15 protein-coding genes are annotated in these 15820 nt (G+C 44.4%); 3 read left to right on the forward strand and 12 right to left on the reverse strand.

Translation table 11 applies throughout. The features are described 5' to 3' along the window. Position 1: 1 nt before the first annotated feature. From RUM_RS04980 to RUM_RS05020, 9 genes are all read right to left on the reverse strand, one after another. The gene (locus RUM_RS04980; protein WP_015558104.1) at positions 2-2206 is read right to left on the reverse strand and encodes a DEAD/DEAH box helicase; all 2205 of its coding nucleotides are present in this window, start codon (positions 2204-2206) and stop codon (positions 2-4) included. 2 nt (positions 2207-2208) lie between these two features. Next, positions 2209-3882, reverse strand: coding sequence for a site-specific DNA-methyltransferase (locus RUM_RS04985; RefSeq protein WP_015558105.1), 1674 nt, complete (start codon positions 3880-3882; stop codon positions 2209-2211). Between the two features lie 4 nt (positions 3883-3886). Further along, positions 3887-4705 carry a TIR domain-containing protein gene (locus RUM_RS04990; RefSeq protein ID WP_015558106.1) on the reverse strand — a complete coding sequence of 273 codons (819 nt, stop codon included), beginning with the start codon at positions 4703-4705 and terminating at the stop codon, positions 3887-3889. Positions 4706-4722: 17 nt separating this feature from the next. Next, positions 4723-5157 (reverse strand): hypothetical protein, encoded by a 435-nt coding sequence (locus RUM_RS12020; RefSeq protein WP_015558107.1) that lies wholly within the window; start codon positions 5155-5157, stop codon positions 4723-4725. Then, entirely contained in the window at positions 5154-6068 is a 915-nt protein-coding gene (locus tag RUM_RS05000; RefSeq protein ID WP_015558108.1) for a nucleotidyl transferase AbiEii/AbiGii toxin family protein, read from the reverse strand. Before RUM_RS05000 ends, RUM_RS12020 begins: the two co-directional genes overlap by 4 nt. Continuing rightward, positions 6061-6690, reverse strand: coding sequence for a type IV toxin-antitoxin system AbiEi family antitoxin domain-containing protein (locus tag RUM_RS05005; protein ID WP_242821751.1), 630 nt, complete (start codon positions 6688-6690; stop codon positions 6061-6063). The genes RUM_RS05000 and RUM_RS05005 overlap by 8 nt, the downstream gene beginning before the upstream one ends. 636 nt (positions 6691-7326) lie before the next feature. Next, positions 7327-8643 (reverse strand): FtsW/RodA/SpoVE family cell cycle protein, encoded by a 1317-nt coding sequence (locus RUM_RS05010; RefSeq protein ID WP_015558109.1) that lies wholly within the window; start codon positions 8641-8643, stop codon positions 7327-7329. 464 nt (positions 8644-9107) lie between these two features. Next, complete coding sequence (locus RUM_RS05015) at positions 9108-12335, reverse strand: beta-L-arabinofuranosidase domain-containing protein (protein ID WP_015558110.1); 3228 nt, start codon at positions 12333-12335, stop codon at positions 9108-9110. A gap of 369 nt (positions 12336-12704) precedes the next feature. Continuing rightward, positions 12705-12992, reverse strand: a complete 288-nt coding sequence (locus RUM_RS05020; protein WP_015558111.1) for a hypothetical protein — start codon at positions 12990-12992, stop codon at positions 12705-12707. A gap of 455 nt (positions 12993-13447) precedes the next feature. On the opposite strand from RUM_RS05020, the gene RUM_RS12380 reads away from it, so the two are divergent. Next, positions 13448-13741 (forward strand): transposase, encoded by a 294-nt coding sequence (locus RUM_RS12380; protein ID WP_081459989.1) that lies wholly within the window; start codon positions 13448-13450, stop codon positions 13739-13741. Positions 13742-14001: 260 nt separating this feature from the next. Here the strand turns inward: RUM_RS12380 and RUM_RS05025 are convergent, their stop codons facing one another. The 3 genes from RUM_RS05025 to RUM_RS05035 form a co-directional block, all read right to left on the reverse strand. Next, positions 14002-14265 carry a hypothetical protein gene (locus RUM_RS05025; RefSeq protein WP_015558112.1) on the reverse strand — a complete coding sequence of 88 codons (264 nt, stop codon included), beginning with the start codon at positions 14263-14265 and terminating at the stop codon, positions 14002-14004. Further along, positions 14262-14744, reverse strand: a complete 483-nt coding sequence (locus RUM_RS05030) for a hypothetical protein (RefSeq protein ID WP_015558113.1) — start codon at positions 14742-14744, stop codon at positions 14262-14264. Before RUM_RS05030 ends, RUM_RS05025 begins: the two co-directional genes overlap by 4 nt. A 132-nt stretch (positions 14745-14876) precedes the next feature. Beyond that, complete coding sequence (locus RUM_RS05035) at positions 14877-15116, reverse strand: hypothetical protein (protein WP_015558114.1); 240 nt, start codon at positions 15114-15116, stop codon at positions 14877-14879. A gap of 163 nt (positions 15117-15279) precedes the next feature. Here RUM_RS05035 and RUM_RS05040 point away from each other — a divergent pair, with 163 nt between their 5' ends. After that, on the forward strand, positions 15280-15537 hold the full coding sequence (locus RUM_RS05040) for a DUF4160 domain-containing protein (protein WP_015558115.1): 258 nt from the start codon (positions 15280-15282) through the stop codon (positions 15535-15537). A gap of 31 nt (positions 15538-15568) precedes the next feature. Beyond that, positions 15569-15814, forward strand: coding sequence for a DUF2442 domain-containing protein (locus RUM_RS05045; RefSeq protein ID WP_015558116.1), 246 nt, complete (start codon positions 15569-15571; stop codon positions 15812-15814). Positions 15815-15820: the final 6 nt, after the last annotated feature.

Consider the following 15820-nt stretch of genomic DNA (forward strand, 5'->3'; position numbering starts at 1 on the left):
TTCACATAATATCTGACAGCAAAACCCAACTGTCGCTCTTTATGTCATCTGAATATGTTTCCGTACAGATACACAACTCTCCGCTTTGCTTGTCTTGCCGGACGATGCCGCCCTGCAAGCCGTATTTGCCCAGATATTTTTTCAGCACACCGAATTTTTTGGCGGTGTATTTATCAATATCTTCACTGTCGCCGGATTTTGTAAATCCACCTTTTGTTTCAATAATCCAAGTCTTGCCTTCAGTTGTGCCTACAATGTAATCAGGGTAAAAAGATTTTTGCTTGCCGAAATTGTCTTCATAAACGATTGAGAAATATTCGTTACCTTTGTCGCCGTTTTTATAAAACCAACTGATTTTGCCACTGCTTTCACAGTACTTTTCAAAAAGCTTTTCCGGCAAAGAACGTTTTTCGGCAGATGACAAATAGCCCTTGTACACATTTTTCGTCATTTCAGCCTGAGATTTTGCAGATCCGTCGTAAGTAAAAAGCATTTCCAACGGGAACGATATGGGCTTTTCGGTAATATTGTTGAATGCTAAGGTGATTTGAGCATTTTCTGCGGACATTGCATCACGGACATCGTCTATCAATTTGTGTTTGTTGTTGATGACAAAAGAATAGAGGGCTCGTGTCGGCAAAGCGACTATTTTATGTTCGCATTTTACATTATCGAGGAATAGTCGGCGAAGAATGGCATTCATGCTGCTGTATTCCAGATTCGCTTTCATTCCAATCTCAGCGGCACAATGATGATACTCTCTTCCGTGTTTTGTTGTGCTTAATTCTTCGTGAATCGCAATATCATTCAGGTCGGAAATTTCTTCCTTGTTCAAAGTGGCGACCGAACCCGATTTTGTATAATCAACTATATCTTCGTCAAAGGAATACTTATTTGCACCTAACACCGTTTTGTTTTTGGCTAAATCCTTGCTCGTATGATACTTGCTTTCAAAGTATTTGCTTATAACCTTCATTGCCAACTTTGCATCACGAGGGAAAGGGACATCTGTCTTATACTCGCTGACAATCTCAAAATTACGGTGTTCCTGCTTCAAAAATATTTTACACGCATCAAGAGCATCTTTGCCCAAACTGAGTTTAACACTTTCCGTGAATTTCTCATCGAGCGTATAAAGGTAACAGCAATCCAAGAGGTCACTTTCGTAGTGTTTTGCTTCCGGCATACGGCGAATACGACCTATTGTCTGGATTTCAAATGTTTCGCTCATATTGTCACGGAGTTTGACGAGAATATGTGCTCTCGGGCAGTCCCATCCGGTTGCAACCGCCTGTTTGATGATAACCGCTACCGGTTGTGCATCCGGCTCTTCAATATCTTCCAAGTTCTGCTTCTTGTCGGACAACCAAACCGCAAGCTGATTGTTCTCATAAGTAATGCCCTTGCTTTCAAAATAATTCTCAACGTTTTCAAGCAAAGCATCGGATTTATTGGGCAATTGAACGATAATCAAGGGATTGATATCTACGGTACGATCTTTCAGATTCAAGAAGGCAGAGTGCAGTTCCTGCTGCTTGGCGATTGCCTTATCGATCAAATATGTAATTTGATCGTCCACACTGATATTCTGTTCAAAGTTTTCGTTGATGATCAGCAGCTTTTTGATTAGTCCTTCGGCAATGACATCCGCTTCGGGAATCTCTATCAAAATAGCATCCTTATATGATTTTGGCGTAGCAGAGCAACGAATGATTTTATCGGGATTAAACAATTCGATAATATCATCAGCTTTTATCGTGTCATTTTGATGAGATTCATCGACAATGATTTTGAATGACAATCCATTATCAAATGCCTTTTGAATATGCTCAAGGAAATTTGTCCTCTCGCTATCTTTCAGAGCCGTATTACCTTTTTTAGTAAGCTTTTCCCAGTTGATAAAGCAGGCATCGTTTTCTTCAAAACCGGATGTCATAATATCACAAAGCAGTTTGGTATTACTGCCGTGAATATATTTGTCCATTTTCTCTTTGCTTTGCTCTTCAAGATTGCCTTTTCCCGGAGTAAGCCAAACAAATACGGTTTTCGCATTGCTTTTGAAATACTCGTCCATAAAGTGTGTAAGGATGATGGTTTTTCCACTTCCGGTGCAGCTTTTCAAAACGATTTCACGGTTTGGCTTTTCCATTGATTCGGTCAAATCGGCAATGGCTTTTAACTGAAAATTTGCTAATGTAATATCCATTTTCAACCCTCCAATTCCTTATAGTAGTAATCTGGTATGATGTTTACGCTGATTCTTTTGCTTTTAAATACCTGTGCTTGCTCGGCATCAAACAGTACATCGTGTCCGACATATATCTTTTTGCATTTCTTGTGCTGATTGATGTTTTTAACGAATTCTTCCAATTCTTCATCTGTCAGTACAATGGCAATTTCGGCATTACCCGTAAAATTAATACCGTTTTCAAGTTCTACAAGCTCACGGATATGAAGTAAGAGTTCATCAGCGTATTCGTAATACATACGCTCGGAAATGGGAATGTAATCTACTTTGTAATATTTTAGCGAGGCGGCATAGCCCTCTTTGTCGATAACCCGCTTGATGCGCTCATAGGTAACATCGCGGCAAATATTGTTTTCGTTGTTAGTACAGAGGATGAAACGGCGATTGCCACCATCCTCTGCATTTAGTTTCATTACGGCGTGTCCCGTTGTGCCGCTACCGGCAAAGAAATCGAGAACGATGGCATTGGGCATTTTTGCCACAACGGAATACAGACAATCATAAACGTTCCACAAAGACTTTGGAAAATCGAATGGGCAGTTTGGTATTAAGGAATTTAACAGTTGCTTTCCGTATCCATTAGCATCATATTTAGGATCCGACCATACCGTTTTATAGGTACCGAACGTTTTTCCCAATTCGATATCAAAAATGCCTCTCGTTTTCTTGACAGCAAGATAGCTGCAAATCCCCTCTACTGATTGGCGGGCGTAACGCCATTTGCGTTCAATTCCTTTTGAATCAATGGGATATACTGCAATACTACCGTCTTCCAATATTTCATTCTTTTTCGGATGATAGTCATCTGGTGACACTTCACCAAAACCAATAATTTTATCATCCTTAACGATAATGGGGTAAAAACAATTTCTCGCATCCGTTCTTAAAGATTCGCTTCCCCAGTTTCTCAGGGGTGACCAATAAATCTCATTATTTGATAGGCGACGCTCACCGATGATTTTATCCCCTTTAGGAATGACAAAATAAGCAAATTCATTGGTATATGAGAAATTCTTTCCTTGGATTCCTCTTGGGTTGTGAACAATAGTTATGCAGTCGTATTCGTAATTAACACCAAAAACCTCATCAAGCAATAACCTTAAGGTGGCGCTTTCATTTTCATCGATGGCACAAATCAGTACACCTTTCGTTGTAAGCAAGCGTCTTGCAATCTCGAGGCGGGACTTCATCATACTCAACCACTTACTATGCTTAAACAAATCATTGCCATCGACATAATTATTGTCATAAATCCAATTTGAAGCTCCAGTATTATACGGAGGATCTATGTAGATAAGGTCAATTTTGCCCTTGTGCGTTTTCTCCAACAGTTTCAAAGAAGCGAGATTATCTCCCTCAATGAGAAAATTCATCTGTCCACCGTTGTCGATGAAAAGGTCTTTTTCTTCGGATAATACGGGCAAATGCGTTGCAAGCTCATCGTCAATTTTCTCTCGGTGTTCCTCGAAAACAAGCCCGTATTTCTTACCGTTCACATCTTTTTCAAGCTCGGAAAGGTATGACAACAAGCGGGCAGTGTTATCGTCCTGCTTGGCGGAAGCGATATATGTACGGATTTCCTGTATTTTATTCAGCAAGTCATCTCGCTTTTGCTTTGAAATATTTGTGCTCATTTTTTCATTGTCCTTTCGGGAAAACAATTTTATATAATTCGTCAAGGGCTTCTTCAGGAACTTTTATTGGTCGTTTACTCCAATTTTCATTCCACTGTTGGAGTTGGATATCTGACAAAGTTGTCATTCCCGATAAAGCCTTGCTTACATCATATTCAATAGCAATACTGTCTCGTGTTGACGAATGCTGAAAATGTGTACTTTCAGATATGGCTTTTCTTGGTTGCCTTTCCCTTAACATAGTGGTCATAGATAGTTCGTGATAAATCCAGGGGGAAAGTGTAGTTTCTTTTTTGCTTTTCTTTTCTATCTTTTTCAATTCATCAGCCATATTAATAGATTGTGGAGTATCGAAGAAAATGATGCATTCAGTGTTGTCAATCATTTCAGTTAATGCCATAGAAAGCATCATATGTACATGACTGGTTGTATAATTTCTTAGCTGATAGTCATATGTATTAGTTTTTGGCCGATAACAATATTTTTTATCTATCTTATTTAACAAGTCATCACAATATCCCCACGAGCAAGAGTCAATAAAAGCTTCTAATCCAAAACAATCATATAGCCATCCGGCAAAGGCTTTGACCTTATTTATATCTTTGTGTGAGTGAGATATAAAGATATCTTTTTTGGAAATCGAAAACCAGTGTTCTTTTAAATCTGTTCCATTTATTACTCCATCTTCTGAAATATAATCAGAAAGACAGTCTTGCACTTCCTTTTCGTGAGCCGCAAAAAGCTCATTCCCTTTTGTGTAAAAATGGTTAATTACGCTGTTATAAAAAGCACCTGATGGAGAATAATTAAACTTTGCAAACATTATTTCATCACCTCACATTAGATAACTTTGCAAAAAATGAATAGTCCGATTACTATTGCGCCATAAAATATAATTTCTGATGGAAGCAACATAGCTCTAATGATGCAGTATTTCCATCCTTTGTATTTATTCAGAGGGATTTCATAGTCCTTAATTGCTATTGGATTTTGATTTTTTCCATTGCTGGTGCCAATTAAGTCATTATAAATGCCGATAAACTTTCGTTCCTTTGACAAATAAAGCGAATCCAAACACCAAAACAAGAATGTTGAAACGATAGAGGCATAGATATAGATTTTATTTCCGAAATTGTTTTCCGAAATTGTTGACACAAACACCGCAATCAGTGCAGATGCCAAAGTAATCGCCCAGCCTTTCATCTGAAAAGAACACTGATTCATTCTTGAAATATTGCTTTGTAAAAATTCAAGATGCTTTTCATTAGGTTTCATAAATTATCCCTTTCTAAACCCCACTTACAATTTGAGGCTGACCAATTCTTGGAAAAGGCTGTATTTGAAAACACTGCGCTAAATGGCGCATATAAAAACGCTTTTATCGTCCTCAACACCGTATCAAAGTCATCGGTCTTTGTGTCGATTTTCCGGCAGAATGCTTTCCATTTCTTCTGCATAGCATCGTCGCTGCCGAAGGTCATGACCTGTTCAAACTGCTCCACAGTGAAATGGTGCCCACGGTTTTCAAAGGTCTTTTTCAGAGCTTCCGTCAGCATTGCGCCGTCAAAATCGAACTTGTTTGCGAGGTAATAAAGGTCGTAATAGTCTTTCATCCGGCTGGAGAACTCCATCAGTGAAAGGATAGCGTCGAGTTTTTCGGAAACCGTCGTTTCCAGCGAATATGTGTTGACTGTCGGTGCGGCGAAATCGTCAAGTTGTGTCGGAATCTTCCGCTTTTCCTGTTTTGGTACGATTACATCACCCACACCGAAGTCGATACCGAAAGGGGTTTTTGTATTCTTGATCTTCGCCACGAGGGATGCGCCGATTCCGGCGTATTTCTTCGCTACCGCTATGGGCGCTACGTCTTTGATTTCAAAGGTAATGAAATCGTTGCCGGTATCGGTTGCGACGATTTCTTCCAGTATCGCTTTGAGTTGTTCGGGTGTGTTCGGCATCTTTCTGAGCAAAAAATCAACGTCAACGGTAACGCGACTGTCAAAGTCCGTGAGGGAGTAGATGAACAATCCGCCTTTCAGGACGAGGTTTTCCGCATATTTGGATTTTTCCAGTCGGCGCAGGAATTCCTCCTGGCAGAAGAGTTGCAGGCAGAGCTGATAGCTTCTGCCGCTTTCGGCAGCTTTATTTTTGAGCCGTGCGAGCACGGATGCAGCAATATCAGCCATTCAGTAGCACCTCCATTACATTCATCATTTTTTTATAAACGCCCATTTCCTTTGCGTATTTTGAAAGGTTGGCAAGGTTTTTCTTCTCGTCCGCCACATAAGCGTTGATTGCTTTATTGAAAATCTCATTGTCGAGTTTCGTGCGGTATTTGAAGCAGTCGCATATTGTACGCTCACGATCATATACGGGAAGTGTTACGCCGTTGAATGTGCCGGTTGCTTCGCCGAGATGGTACATATCGTTCTGAACATAATACGCCTTTACCGGCACTTTCTCCTGTATTGCTTTTACGGTTCTGGAATAGGAACGAGGAACGGTAATTGTCCATTCACGGGGTGCAAAATCGCTGTAACCGTAATAAAACAGCGCCGATTCTACACAGACGATCCCCGGTATCATCAGTTTGGAAAGGAGCAGTTCCTCTTTTGGCTCATCGGAGGCAGCCAACTTGTAATAACCTTTTCTGACGCGCTCAATATATCCTTGCTTAAAAAGCGAATAAACATCTTGATCTTTCAGTCCGGCAGAAATGAAATCAGACTTCTTTGCAACTTCGCCTACTGTATGAAATACTTCGTTTACGATATCGTGCTTGCCCAAACTGCCACCAACTTTCTGCACGCAGTATTCGCATTATGCGTGTTTATATTATAATCAATAACCTTCAAGAAATCAAGAGGTTTTCCACGCTTTTTGAGATTATTGCGTGTAAATTTCGAAAAACATATTGCAATTTGAGGTCAAATACGCTATAATACTCACATACCACTTGAGTATTATCCACAGTGCAACTATCGGAGTTATCACCCCTGATAACGAAATGATAACAGGAGCTTTTTAACTCAGGATAATACGGAGACATTAGATAATCAAAGCATCAGGAGTAATAAGCGCTAAGCAAAATGTGTTAGGTAAGGCTCCGGAAAAAGAGTGGGAGTAATAATCGAAACAGCCAAGCGAAACGAACTGAATGTGTTTGGTTATCTCTCCTATCTGATGCTGGTTCTTCCTTCGTGGGGCAAAACACCTTCAGACGAACAGCTTGACAGCATCATGCCGTGGAGTGCTACTCTGCCTGAAACCTGCCACAGAACATATCATCAGATTGTTGAAAACGAGGCTGTTGTTGAGTAACAGCTTCTCATCCACAGTATTTCATAGTAACTGGCAGTATTTCACGCACAGTAATTCACAGCAGCTCACAGTAATTCATTGTGATGAACCAAATGCGGGATTTGAGCCGAGGTTGATCTCGGCTCATTTTTTTGCCCGCTGGTCTGGTTGACGGTTACATTCAAAATCGTCATTCACAGCGAACATTATATCTTCATCTTCGCTGTCGTTTGAAATGGATACTTGTTTGAAATAGCTTGTTTCAATATCCGTATCGGATTTAGTAATAGAGATATCAGGGGAATCTTCTGTCGTTGTCAGTAAAAGCAAGCATACAATCAAACTATTCAAGCCAATGCTTAGGAAGGGCAGAGTAATCCCTGAGAACGGGAGGATGCGAAATGGTCCTAAAATATGAATGGCGGCCTGAACCAGAAGCAGAATTGCAGTTCCAAGAGCCATCGCATCAGAAAATCCACCTTCAGCGGCTTTACGCCTATGTTTCACTGTGATGCTGATCATGACGAATGAGAAAAAAGCAATCAAGAGTGACGGAATCAGCCAACCGAAGTTTTCTACCATTAGAGCAAAAACATAATCTGTTATGACTGACGGTTTCATTGTGCGAAAACTCTGAAAGCTCGTCATATTGGCACTGACCAATGGCGAATTGTGCATAGATTCTGCAGCCTTGAGCGTTTCCTCACCAGTTGAATTAAGGCGGATATCCCAAAAATGAACTGTATGTCCTAAAATGGTTCGCTCATCTGCAGAAGCATCCGCCATTGCCAGCATTCTTTTACTGAACTTCAAAAGGATACATAAAAGTGTCAGTACGATTGCTGGAAAAGTACTCCGCATAAGATGTTGTTTGAACGGTTTCAAATGCATGGGAAACGGTAGTACAAGCATTGCGGAAATGCAGGTCATAAAAATGAGTTCCATGGCGGTGCCATACTCTTGTAGAAGCCCCAGCAGGATTACATTAATTATCTGATATCCGTAGTAATACAGAAACGCCCTTGGATGTTTTCGGAAATTGCTACAAGCAATAGCAAACGCAGTTACCATAAATGGTTTGAGTAATTCTGAAAATTGAAGTGTGACTGATCCGACATTTACCCAGTTGTAGGTCTTTGTTGACTCATAATCGGCAAAAAGTCGGAAGATGATACATCCAACAACAGAAACTGTAGTCAGAACAATATAGCTGAATGTAAGCGAATAATTAATATGAATCTTTCTGAAATGGTGAACGGCTATAAATCCACAGGTCAATGCCGCCACAGAAATTAGTAGCGTTTTCCATATAGACTTGGCATTTGAATACCCAGCGTACAACGATATCACCGCTGCAAATTCAATCATTAAGCATGCCATAGGAAGTTGAGGATTATGCCGGATGGAAATTTGATTCTTCCGGCAATACAGGGCTTTCATAATAGCGAAAATAATCAGCATCGGCATGATGTCCGTTACTGTTATTGTCCGTATTACACAGCACAATAGCACGATAATCAGTTCGGGTAAAATAGCATGCTTTGTGCGGCTACGCTTTCATTTGTCTGCACAAGCGGAAACTGTGACGGACTGATCGCGGCGCACAGCGAAACGGTAATTGCTGCGCAAATGGTGAGAATTCGTAAATTTTTCTGCATAAGGTACCGCCTTTCCCTATTTCTTTTGTGTACTGCGAATGAAGGGGACATCCGCCGCACTACCCTGACCGTACATGATATGCACGATCCTCCATTTTCTATTTTAGCATACTCACCTAAAAGTTCAATACAAAAAATGAATAAAATAAGCAGAAAACGCGAATATCAACTAATTAATCCGTACAATCTGTTAAGTAGTGACCAGTCAACCTGAAAAAAACCGCCCTCATTCCGATCACGTGAGGGCAGTTTGTCCTATTCGGTTTCTTATTTTGCGAGGCGCTTCAAGAGTGCCAGATCGACTGCATTGAGCTTGCCGTCACCATTGATATCGGCATTCGCGGGCGCTGCAAGCGTCTTGGTCTTTATCAGCAAATAATCGCGCAGAGCCGCGGCATCCTTTGCATCAATCTTGCCGTCCTGATTGACATCGCCTTTCAGCGATGCAGCCGGCAGAGTGGTTTTGCCGTCGAAGCTGATCTTGATATAAGACACATTGATCGCCTTGTCCTCAGAACGGAAATTCAGCGTCAGCTTACCGTCGGTCACGGTCACACTGCCTTTGACGGCTGTACCGTCGGTCGCGCAGTTCTTTGCAACGACCGTCTGATCGTCCTTGCCGTAGTTTGCATAGACTGTCGGATTCTTTGAACAGTTCCACGGATCGGCAAATGCCATTTCAACGGTATATTTGCCGTTCGGCAGCGAGAATGCATAGTCGATATGGCGATCGATATTGTTCTCGTACTGGTTCTTGGTATAGCGGAAACTGCTGGACTTATCCGCGCCGTCAGCAGGGGCGGATTCATTGCACCATGTATTCGCGGTATAGAGACCGCCGCCCTTGGATGAACCGTTATACTGATCGGTCGCGTCGTCAATCAGACCCCACTCTGCACCCGTGACCTCATCTGCGCCGTAAAGCTGTTCGGTCAGGCAGTTATACAGACCGAATTTGTCGCTGCCGGTCGCGGTGGTCGTATCCTGATCGCCGCAGTCCACGAAATATGCAACCGAGCTGTCAAATTCATAGACCGGCTTCACCGCATTCATATAGATAAAGTCACACACTCTTGCAGAATCCTTGCCGTCCTTGCCGGAGAATCCGATATCAATGACGGAGTATTCTGTATCATTTGCCTGAACGGTTTTCAGCGATGCCTCGATCACATCCTGCGGGATGAGCAGCTTGACATTGTAGGTATCGCCTTTGCCCTCGTAATTCAGCACGCCGTCAAACAGAATGCTGTTGCCTGCCGTGATGACGATGGGCTTGCCGTTATCCTCTTTGCGGAATGTCACCTGCAAAACGGTCATCGGCGCATCCGGATCGACTGCCATCTGATACTTGAACGAGCCGCCCGCCTTTGCATAGCGGTAAGTGCTGTCATTGGTCACGCCGACGGAATTGATCTCCACCATTGCGTGCAGATCGTCGCCCTCATACTGACCGTAGCCCGGCTGAACGGTATCGCTGACGGAAACCTTTGCACGCGGCGGCTTTTCCTCAATGACTGTGCCGTTCGAGAGGAACTTCCAGTAGATGCCGTAGCGCTGCTGATACTGCTGATAATGCGGGGTAAAGGTCAGCTTCTGGCTGGTATCATTCAGCGTGAATTTGAGCGAATTCTTGTCTTTTACGAGATGATCGTTGATCTCCGCCATGAACGAAGTCACAGACTGTCCCTCCTTGGAGATCGTGATATTCTGCGAGGAACCGATCGGGTCTTTCGGGATCGTGACCCACATACCGGTCGAGCTCTTTTCCATGTTCTCCGTACCGAGCTCTGCACTCAGCACGACCGGACCATACTTAAAGCCATAAACAGCCTTGTTATCCGGCAGATTATATGCGACGACCTCTGCGGGGATCGTCACGGAGATCACATCGCCGGTCTTGAAGTCGCCGGTCACTTGCGCATAGTCATTGACAGTCTTATAGGTATATTTTGTGCCGTTGACAGCGATGGTCATTTTGCCCGCTTTCCACGAAGGGATGCGGAAGCGGAAATCGAGCGAGCCGCTGCCGTCGATCGTGAATTTCGCGGTATCGCTCTCGGGGATATTGCTGTCCTGCGTGATCTTGACCTTCTGATCTTCCCAGTTCAGGACAGAGCTCTGATACATATTGACATAGAGCGTATTGCCGCTGTGCATATACATCGTATCGCCAAGCTTTGTGAAGCTCTCCATACCGCTGCCGGTGCAGCACCAGAAGCTGTCATACGGCGAGGAATACACCTTGAAATAGCCGGTCGCCATCGGCTGGAAATAGGTCGTCATGCCGCTCTCCGGATTCTGCGAGGAAAGAATCGAGTTGTAATATGTGCCCTCATAGAAATCCATGTATTTGCGGTCGCCGGTGATCTTAAAGAGCTCGCGGCTGAGTTTCAGCATATTGTAGGAGTTGCAGGTCTCACAGTTGCAGTTGGTGCGCTCCTTATCGAGGATGTCATCCTCACCGAAGTGCTCCCATTCACTGTTTCCGCCGGTGATATAGGTATGGTGTGTCGTGACCATATCCCAGAACGCTTCTGCATATTCCAGATAGCGCGAGGCGTCGATCTTTTCACCGTTGACGGTCTTTCCGTCGAGGACGATATAGCGTTTGAGTGCGCCGATAAACTTCGGGATCGTCGTATTTGCGTGTTTATTGGTCAGCACATTTCTGCCGCCTTTCAGAACGGCTTCATGCAGATTGGTCTCATCGAAATAGTGCGCTGCGACCGCGTGCGTATCCTTTCCGGTGATCTCATAGAGCTCATAGAGGCAGTCGTTCATGCCGCCGTACTCGATCGAAAGCACAGTATTATGCGTCTGCGCGCTCCATTTCGACGCACGGTTGTATGTCCAGTCGCCGAGGTCGGACGCGATTGTTTTCGCGGTCTCATTGCCGGTCGCATTGTATACATCGACAAGACCCTGAACGATCTTGTGCATCGTATACCACGGTACCCACGACTCATTGATGATATTGGTCTTGCCCTGTTCGACAAGATCAAACTGCACTTCGACATTGTTGGCATTTTTGATCTGTCCGGCCCAGAGAAATCCGGGTTTTCCCTTGGAATTCTGCTGACAGACACGCATCCCGTCCAGCAGCGCCTTGATCTTGCCCTCAAGCGCACTGCGCTGTGCGGCAGTCAGTGTGGGATTCTGATATGCCTGCGCAACCGCCGTGAGATAATGTCCGACGCTGTGACCGGCGATCAGGGTATTTTCCCAGCCGGCGTAGCGCTTTGCGCCTTTAGTATCGAGCTTCGCATTTTCGCGGAAACCGCAGAGCAGCCGGTCGGTATCGAACGACAGCAGATATTCGACCTCTTTTGAGAATGCGTTGACCGTGTAGGCATCGGTCATCGTGAGGTCTGCGAGCGAGAAGTCCTCGATCGCGATGTCGGCGGCTGAAGCCGTCGTTGCAGCCGGAAGCTGCGTGATACTGCCGGCGAGCATCGCCACGGACAGCATCGCTGCGGTGAGTTTTCTTTTTTTCATGTGAGTACCCCCTTATGGTTCCCCTAAAATAAAAATGAATGTTTTTGCAGTCTGTCTATACAAATCGCATCTGTTTTTATCTGAAAGACCGATCTGTAAAGTTCGGTTTATACCTTTATAACAAAGGTTCGATTAAAAAACAATGTTTTTTTGTAATTTTTATTGATATATGGTGTCATGCTGTATGTACGAGCGCAAGATAATCCACAAAAGTGTTACGATCATGTCATGCTGATATCAGAATCGAGCTAATCCCTAAAGCATTCCATAAAAAACAAAAGCATCTCCGGAAGGGGGTCGGAGATGCTTTTGTTTAAGTTTCAGGAGTTGGGAGAGGTTTTTATGTTCAGGGGGAACATTAACTGTAGATCAGCCCCAACCGCCGGGGCCGCCGGGCTGATTGCCGCCGGTACTGCCGCCCTGTCCGAGCGTCTTGGCAGTACCGCCGGAAGCAGTACCGGAGATGTAGACTGCCGGCTGACCAAGCGTCGAAATATTCTCGCCGCCGGTTACTTCCGCACCGGAATAAGCCAGCACTTTGGAATCGCCGTATGCGTAGGTCATATTGCCGCCCGACATACTGGTTGCAAGAACCGTGCCGTCGCTGCTGGTAAAGACCATCTGCGTGGACATATTGTAGCCGCTGCCGCCGTTCATGCCGAGACCGCCGAACGCATAGCCGCCGTTGTAAGTAATGGAGTAGCCGTCGCCGCAGTCGAAGGAATTGCCGCCGTTTCCGAAGTAGTAGCCGCCGTTGAAGATAACCGGACCGTTGGAATCGAAGCCGTCAGCATCCTGGAAAGAGTCCTACGGTAAAATGTCAATAGGCAAAAAGCAGAAAAACAAGTAAGAAACCCATACATTTTGACTAAGAAGAGACAAAAAGGGTATCTCCTACTAAAGCCTGCGCCGAAAAAATTTTTCGACGGGCTGGAGGTGCCGGATCAATACTCCTCCGGCGGGACATACAGGCGGTTAGTCTTCAGCAGTGTATAGACTAACCTGACCAACTTTCTGGCAGTGAGAGCGAGTGCGCGTTTGTGATTGTGCTTATTAGAGCCTGTTCACATAAAACTATTGCAATTTGACAATAAATATGATATAATGAACACATGAGATTAACAGAAAAACAATTTGCGAAAATAGAGCATTTGATGCCCACACCTCGCAGAAAGCCAGAAGTATCAAATTATGATTTTTTGTGTGCATTACTGTATATAATCGAAAACGGCTGTAAATGGAGGGCATTGCCGAACGAATACGGAAATTGGCACACAATTTATGTCAGATTTAATCGCTGGTGTAAAAGCGGAGTAATTGACCGCATTTTTGAGACATTGCAAGAAGAAAATATCATAAAAAATTCAGAAGAAAAAATATATATAGTATATAGAAAACCCTCTTAACCCTCTGAACCCTCTGTCATGCTGGTGCATGAGTGTGACGGGTTGTGACGGGTTGACGGGTTTTTTCTATTCTATCATATGAAAATTTCAGAAGAAAAAAATATATAGTATATAGAAAACCCTGCAAACCCGTCACAACCCGTCACAACCCGTCACCGGAGAGAAGCAATTGACATCGCCGCTAAATTGCCCACAGATTTGTGACCCCGAGGTCACAAAAGCCGCCCGGATTACGCCGGACGGCTTTGCAGTACTATTGCTCAATTTTGAGCGGATCCCCTGCCCCGCATACTGTGGGCTTTCCTCCGGCGGTACCGTTCTTCCCGGATGCCTTGTATCCGCCCTATGTAGTACAGGAAGGAAAGCAGCCGGGTGTCTTCCCATTCCTGATTACCGGATTCATCGGTATACTGTCGCCGGTATGCCTCATGCAGCAAATAGGCTTGCTGCATGTCAAACAGCGTACTTTCTTCAAACAGCTTTCGTGCCTCCTGTGGCGTTACCATCATTTCCGGATCTCTCATTGTGCAGCGCCTCCCTCGTACAGTGTCAACAGCTCCCGGAGTTTCTCCGCCGCTTCGTCCTGCTCCTGCTCCGTATAGAGCCTTTCCCCGTTCTCCGCAACAAAGCTGTAAAGAATAAGAAGCTCCTCCTGTGCAAGCTGGTGAACATTCTTCTGCCAGTTTCCCGGAAGATTCCTTTGAACCCTATGCTGCAATCTGGTTGCGGTCAGATTTTCCGGGAATGTGCCATGCATTACGAACCATTCTAAAACGCCGCTGTATAAGTATCTCGGCACAAACGCCGGAGACAGATAGTTTTCCCCGCCGGCATATGCTATAAAGTCCCGGACAGCTCCCCATATGACAAGCCGCTTGTCATGGCTCCACCCAAAGCCGGAGGGCTTGCTGGTGTTGTATGCATCCAGATAGCACAGGCAGAACAGCTGCCGCCGTTGCCGGTCGAGCCAGTCCGCCTTTGCCTGTTGTAAAATACTTTCCATCGTTTTTACTCCTTTCACGCTTGACAGTTTCACCGCTCCATGCTATACTACTGGAGCAGGGCGGCGGGAAACTGCCGCTTGTGGTGCGCTCTCCCGGGTCTTGTCAGGCTTTGCGGGAGGGCGCTTCTTGTGTTATCGCCGGAGCAGGTCTAACGCTGTGTGCATGCCCAGCTGAAAGGCTGTCCTTCTTGCCTGGTTTTCCACATTGGCAAGCAGGTCAAATACCTTGCCCCGCTCCTCGCCGTTTTCCTCACATTCCGCCATGTCCAGAATATAATCGTAGGCACTGTAAAATGCCTGCTCCGTTTCTGCCGTGTCCAGCTTTCCGCTGTTCAGCATCAACAGGTAAAGCGCTTCTGCCGCCCGATTCATGGGATCACCTCCTTTCTGTGTCTCACTATTGATATTATACACTGTCGACAGTACATTTTCAATATATATTCTGTACAAATATGTACTATCGATATTGTGCATTTTATGTATTGACGATAGTACATTTCCAGTGTATAATCATACATAGAAAGAAGGTGAGCAAATGCCCACAATATCAATGTTCTACGGAATCTTGATCCGCATGTACTACGACGATCACAATCCGCCTCATATCCATGCTGTTTATAACAATGATACTGCATGTTTCACATTAGACGGTGAGTTACTGGACGGCAGCATCCCAAAGAAACAAAGAAAACTTGTAGAAGCATGGATTGAGATTCACCGCGACGAACTGGATGCAAACTGGAAACTGGCACAGGAGGGTGAACCATTTTTTAAGATCGAGCCTTTGAAATAAGGCTCTTTCTTTGATACAAGGAGGTGCTTGCATGAAAACAGTTATCAGCGTTCAGCCACTCAGCAATTACAGGCTGCTGCTCGAATTTGATAACGGCGAGAAGCGCATCGGGGACATTTCCCCATTGCTGGCAAAGCCAGTATTTACTTTTCTAAAAGACACTGTTTTTTTTAATGCGGTGTATATTGAATGCGGCGCAGTTACTTGGAAAGATCAGAATGGAAATGAAGTCGATATCTGCCCTGACAAGCTGTATATGGACAGTGTTCCGGCATAAGACAAG

Source organism: Ruminococcus champanellensis 18P13 = JCM 17042, assembly GCF_000210095.1.
GTDB classification, from domain to species: domain Bacteria; phylum Bacillota; class Clostridia; order Oscillospirales; family Ruminococcaceae; genus Ruminococcus_F; species Ruminococcus_F champanellensis.

Excerpts from the sequence above, each read along its gene's own strand:
- RUM_RS04980 (WP_015558104.1), bottom strand. The coding sequence starts at position 2,206 with ATGGATATTACATTAGCAAATTTTCAGTTAAAAGCCATTGCCGATTTG.
- RUM_RS04985 (WP_015558105.1), bottom strand. The coding sequence starts at position 3,882 with ATGAGCACAAATATTTCAAAGCAAAAGCGAGATGACTTGCTGAATAAA.
- RUM_RS04990 (WP_015558106.1), bottom strand. The coding sequence starts at position 4,705 with ATGTTTGCAAAGTTTAATTATTCTCCATCAGGTGCTTTTTATAACAGC.
- RUM_RS12020 (WP_015558107.1), bottom strand. The coding sequence starts at position 5,157 with ATGAAACCTAATGAAAAGCATCTTGAATTTTTACAAAGCAATATTTCA.
- RUM_RS05000 (WP_015558108.1), bottom strand. The coding sequence starts at position 6,068 with ATGGCTGATATTGCTGCATCCGTGCTCGCACGGCTCAAAAATAAAGCT.
- RUM_RS05010 (WP_015558109.1), bottom strand. The coding sequence starts at position 8,643 with ATGCTGATTATTTTCGCTATTATGAAAGCCCTGTATTGCCGGAAGAAT.
- RUM_RS05015 (WP_015558110.1), bottom strand. The coding sequence starts at position 12,335 with ATGAAAAAAAGAAAACTCACCGCAGCGATGCTGTCCGTGGCGATGCTC.
- RUM_RS05020 (WP_015558111.1), bottom strand. The coding sequence starts at position 12,992 with ATGAACGGCGGCAGCGGCTACAATATGTCCACGCAGATGGTCTTTACC.
- RUM_RS12380 (WP_081459989.1), top strand. The coding sequence starts at position 13,448 with ATGAGATTAACAGAAAAACAATTTGCGAAAATAGAGCATTTGATGCCC.
- RUM_RS05025 (WP_015558112.1), bottom strand. The coding sequence starts at position 14,265 with ATGAGAGATCCGGAAATGATGGTAACGCCACAGGAGGCACGAAAGCTG.
- RUM_RS05030 (WP_015558113.1), bottom strand. The coding sequence starts at position 14,744 with ATGGAAAGTATTTTACAACAGGCAAAGGCGGACTGGCTCGACCGGCAA.
- RUM_RS05035 (WP_015558114.1), bottom strand. The coding sequence starts at position 15,116 with ATGAATCGGGCGGCAGAAGCGCTTTACCTGTTGATGCTGAACAGCGGA.
- RUM_RS05040 (WP_015558115.1), top strand. The coding sequence starts at position 15,280 with ATGCCCACAATATCAATGTTCTACGGAATCTTGATCCGCATGTACTAC.
- RUM_RS05045 (WP_015558116.1), top strand. The coding sequence starts at position 15,569 with ATGAAAACAGTTATCAGCGTTCAGCCACTCAGCAATTACAGGCTGCTG.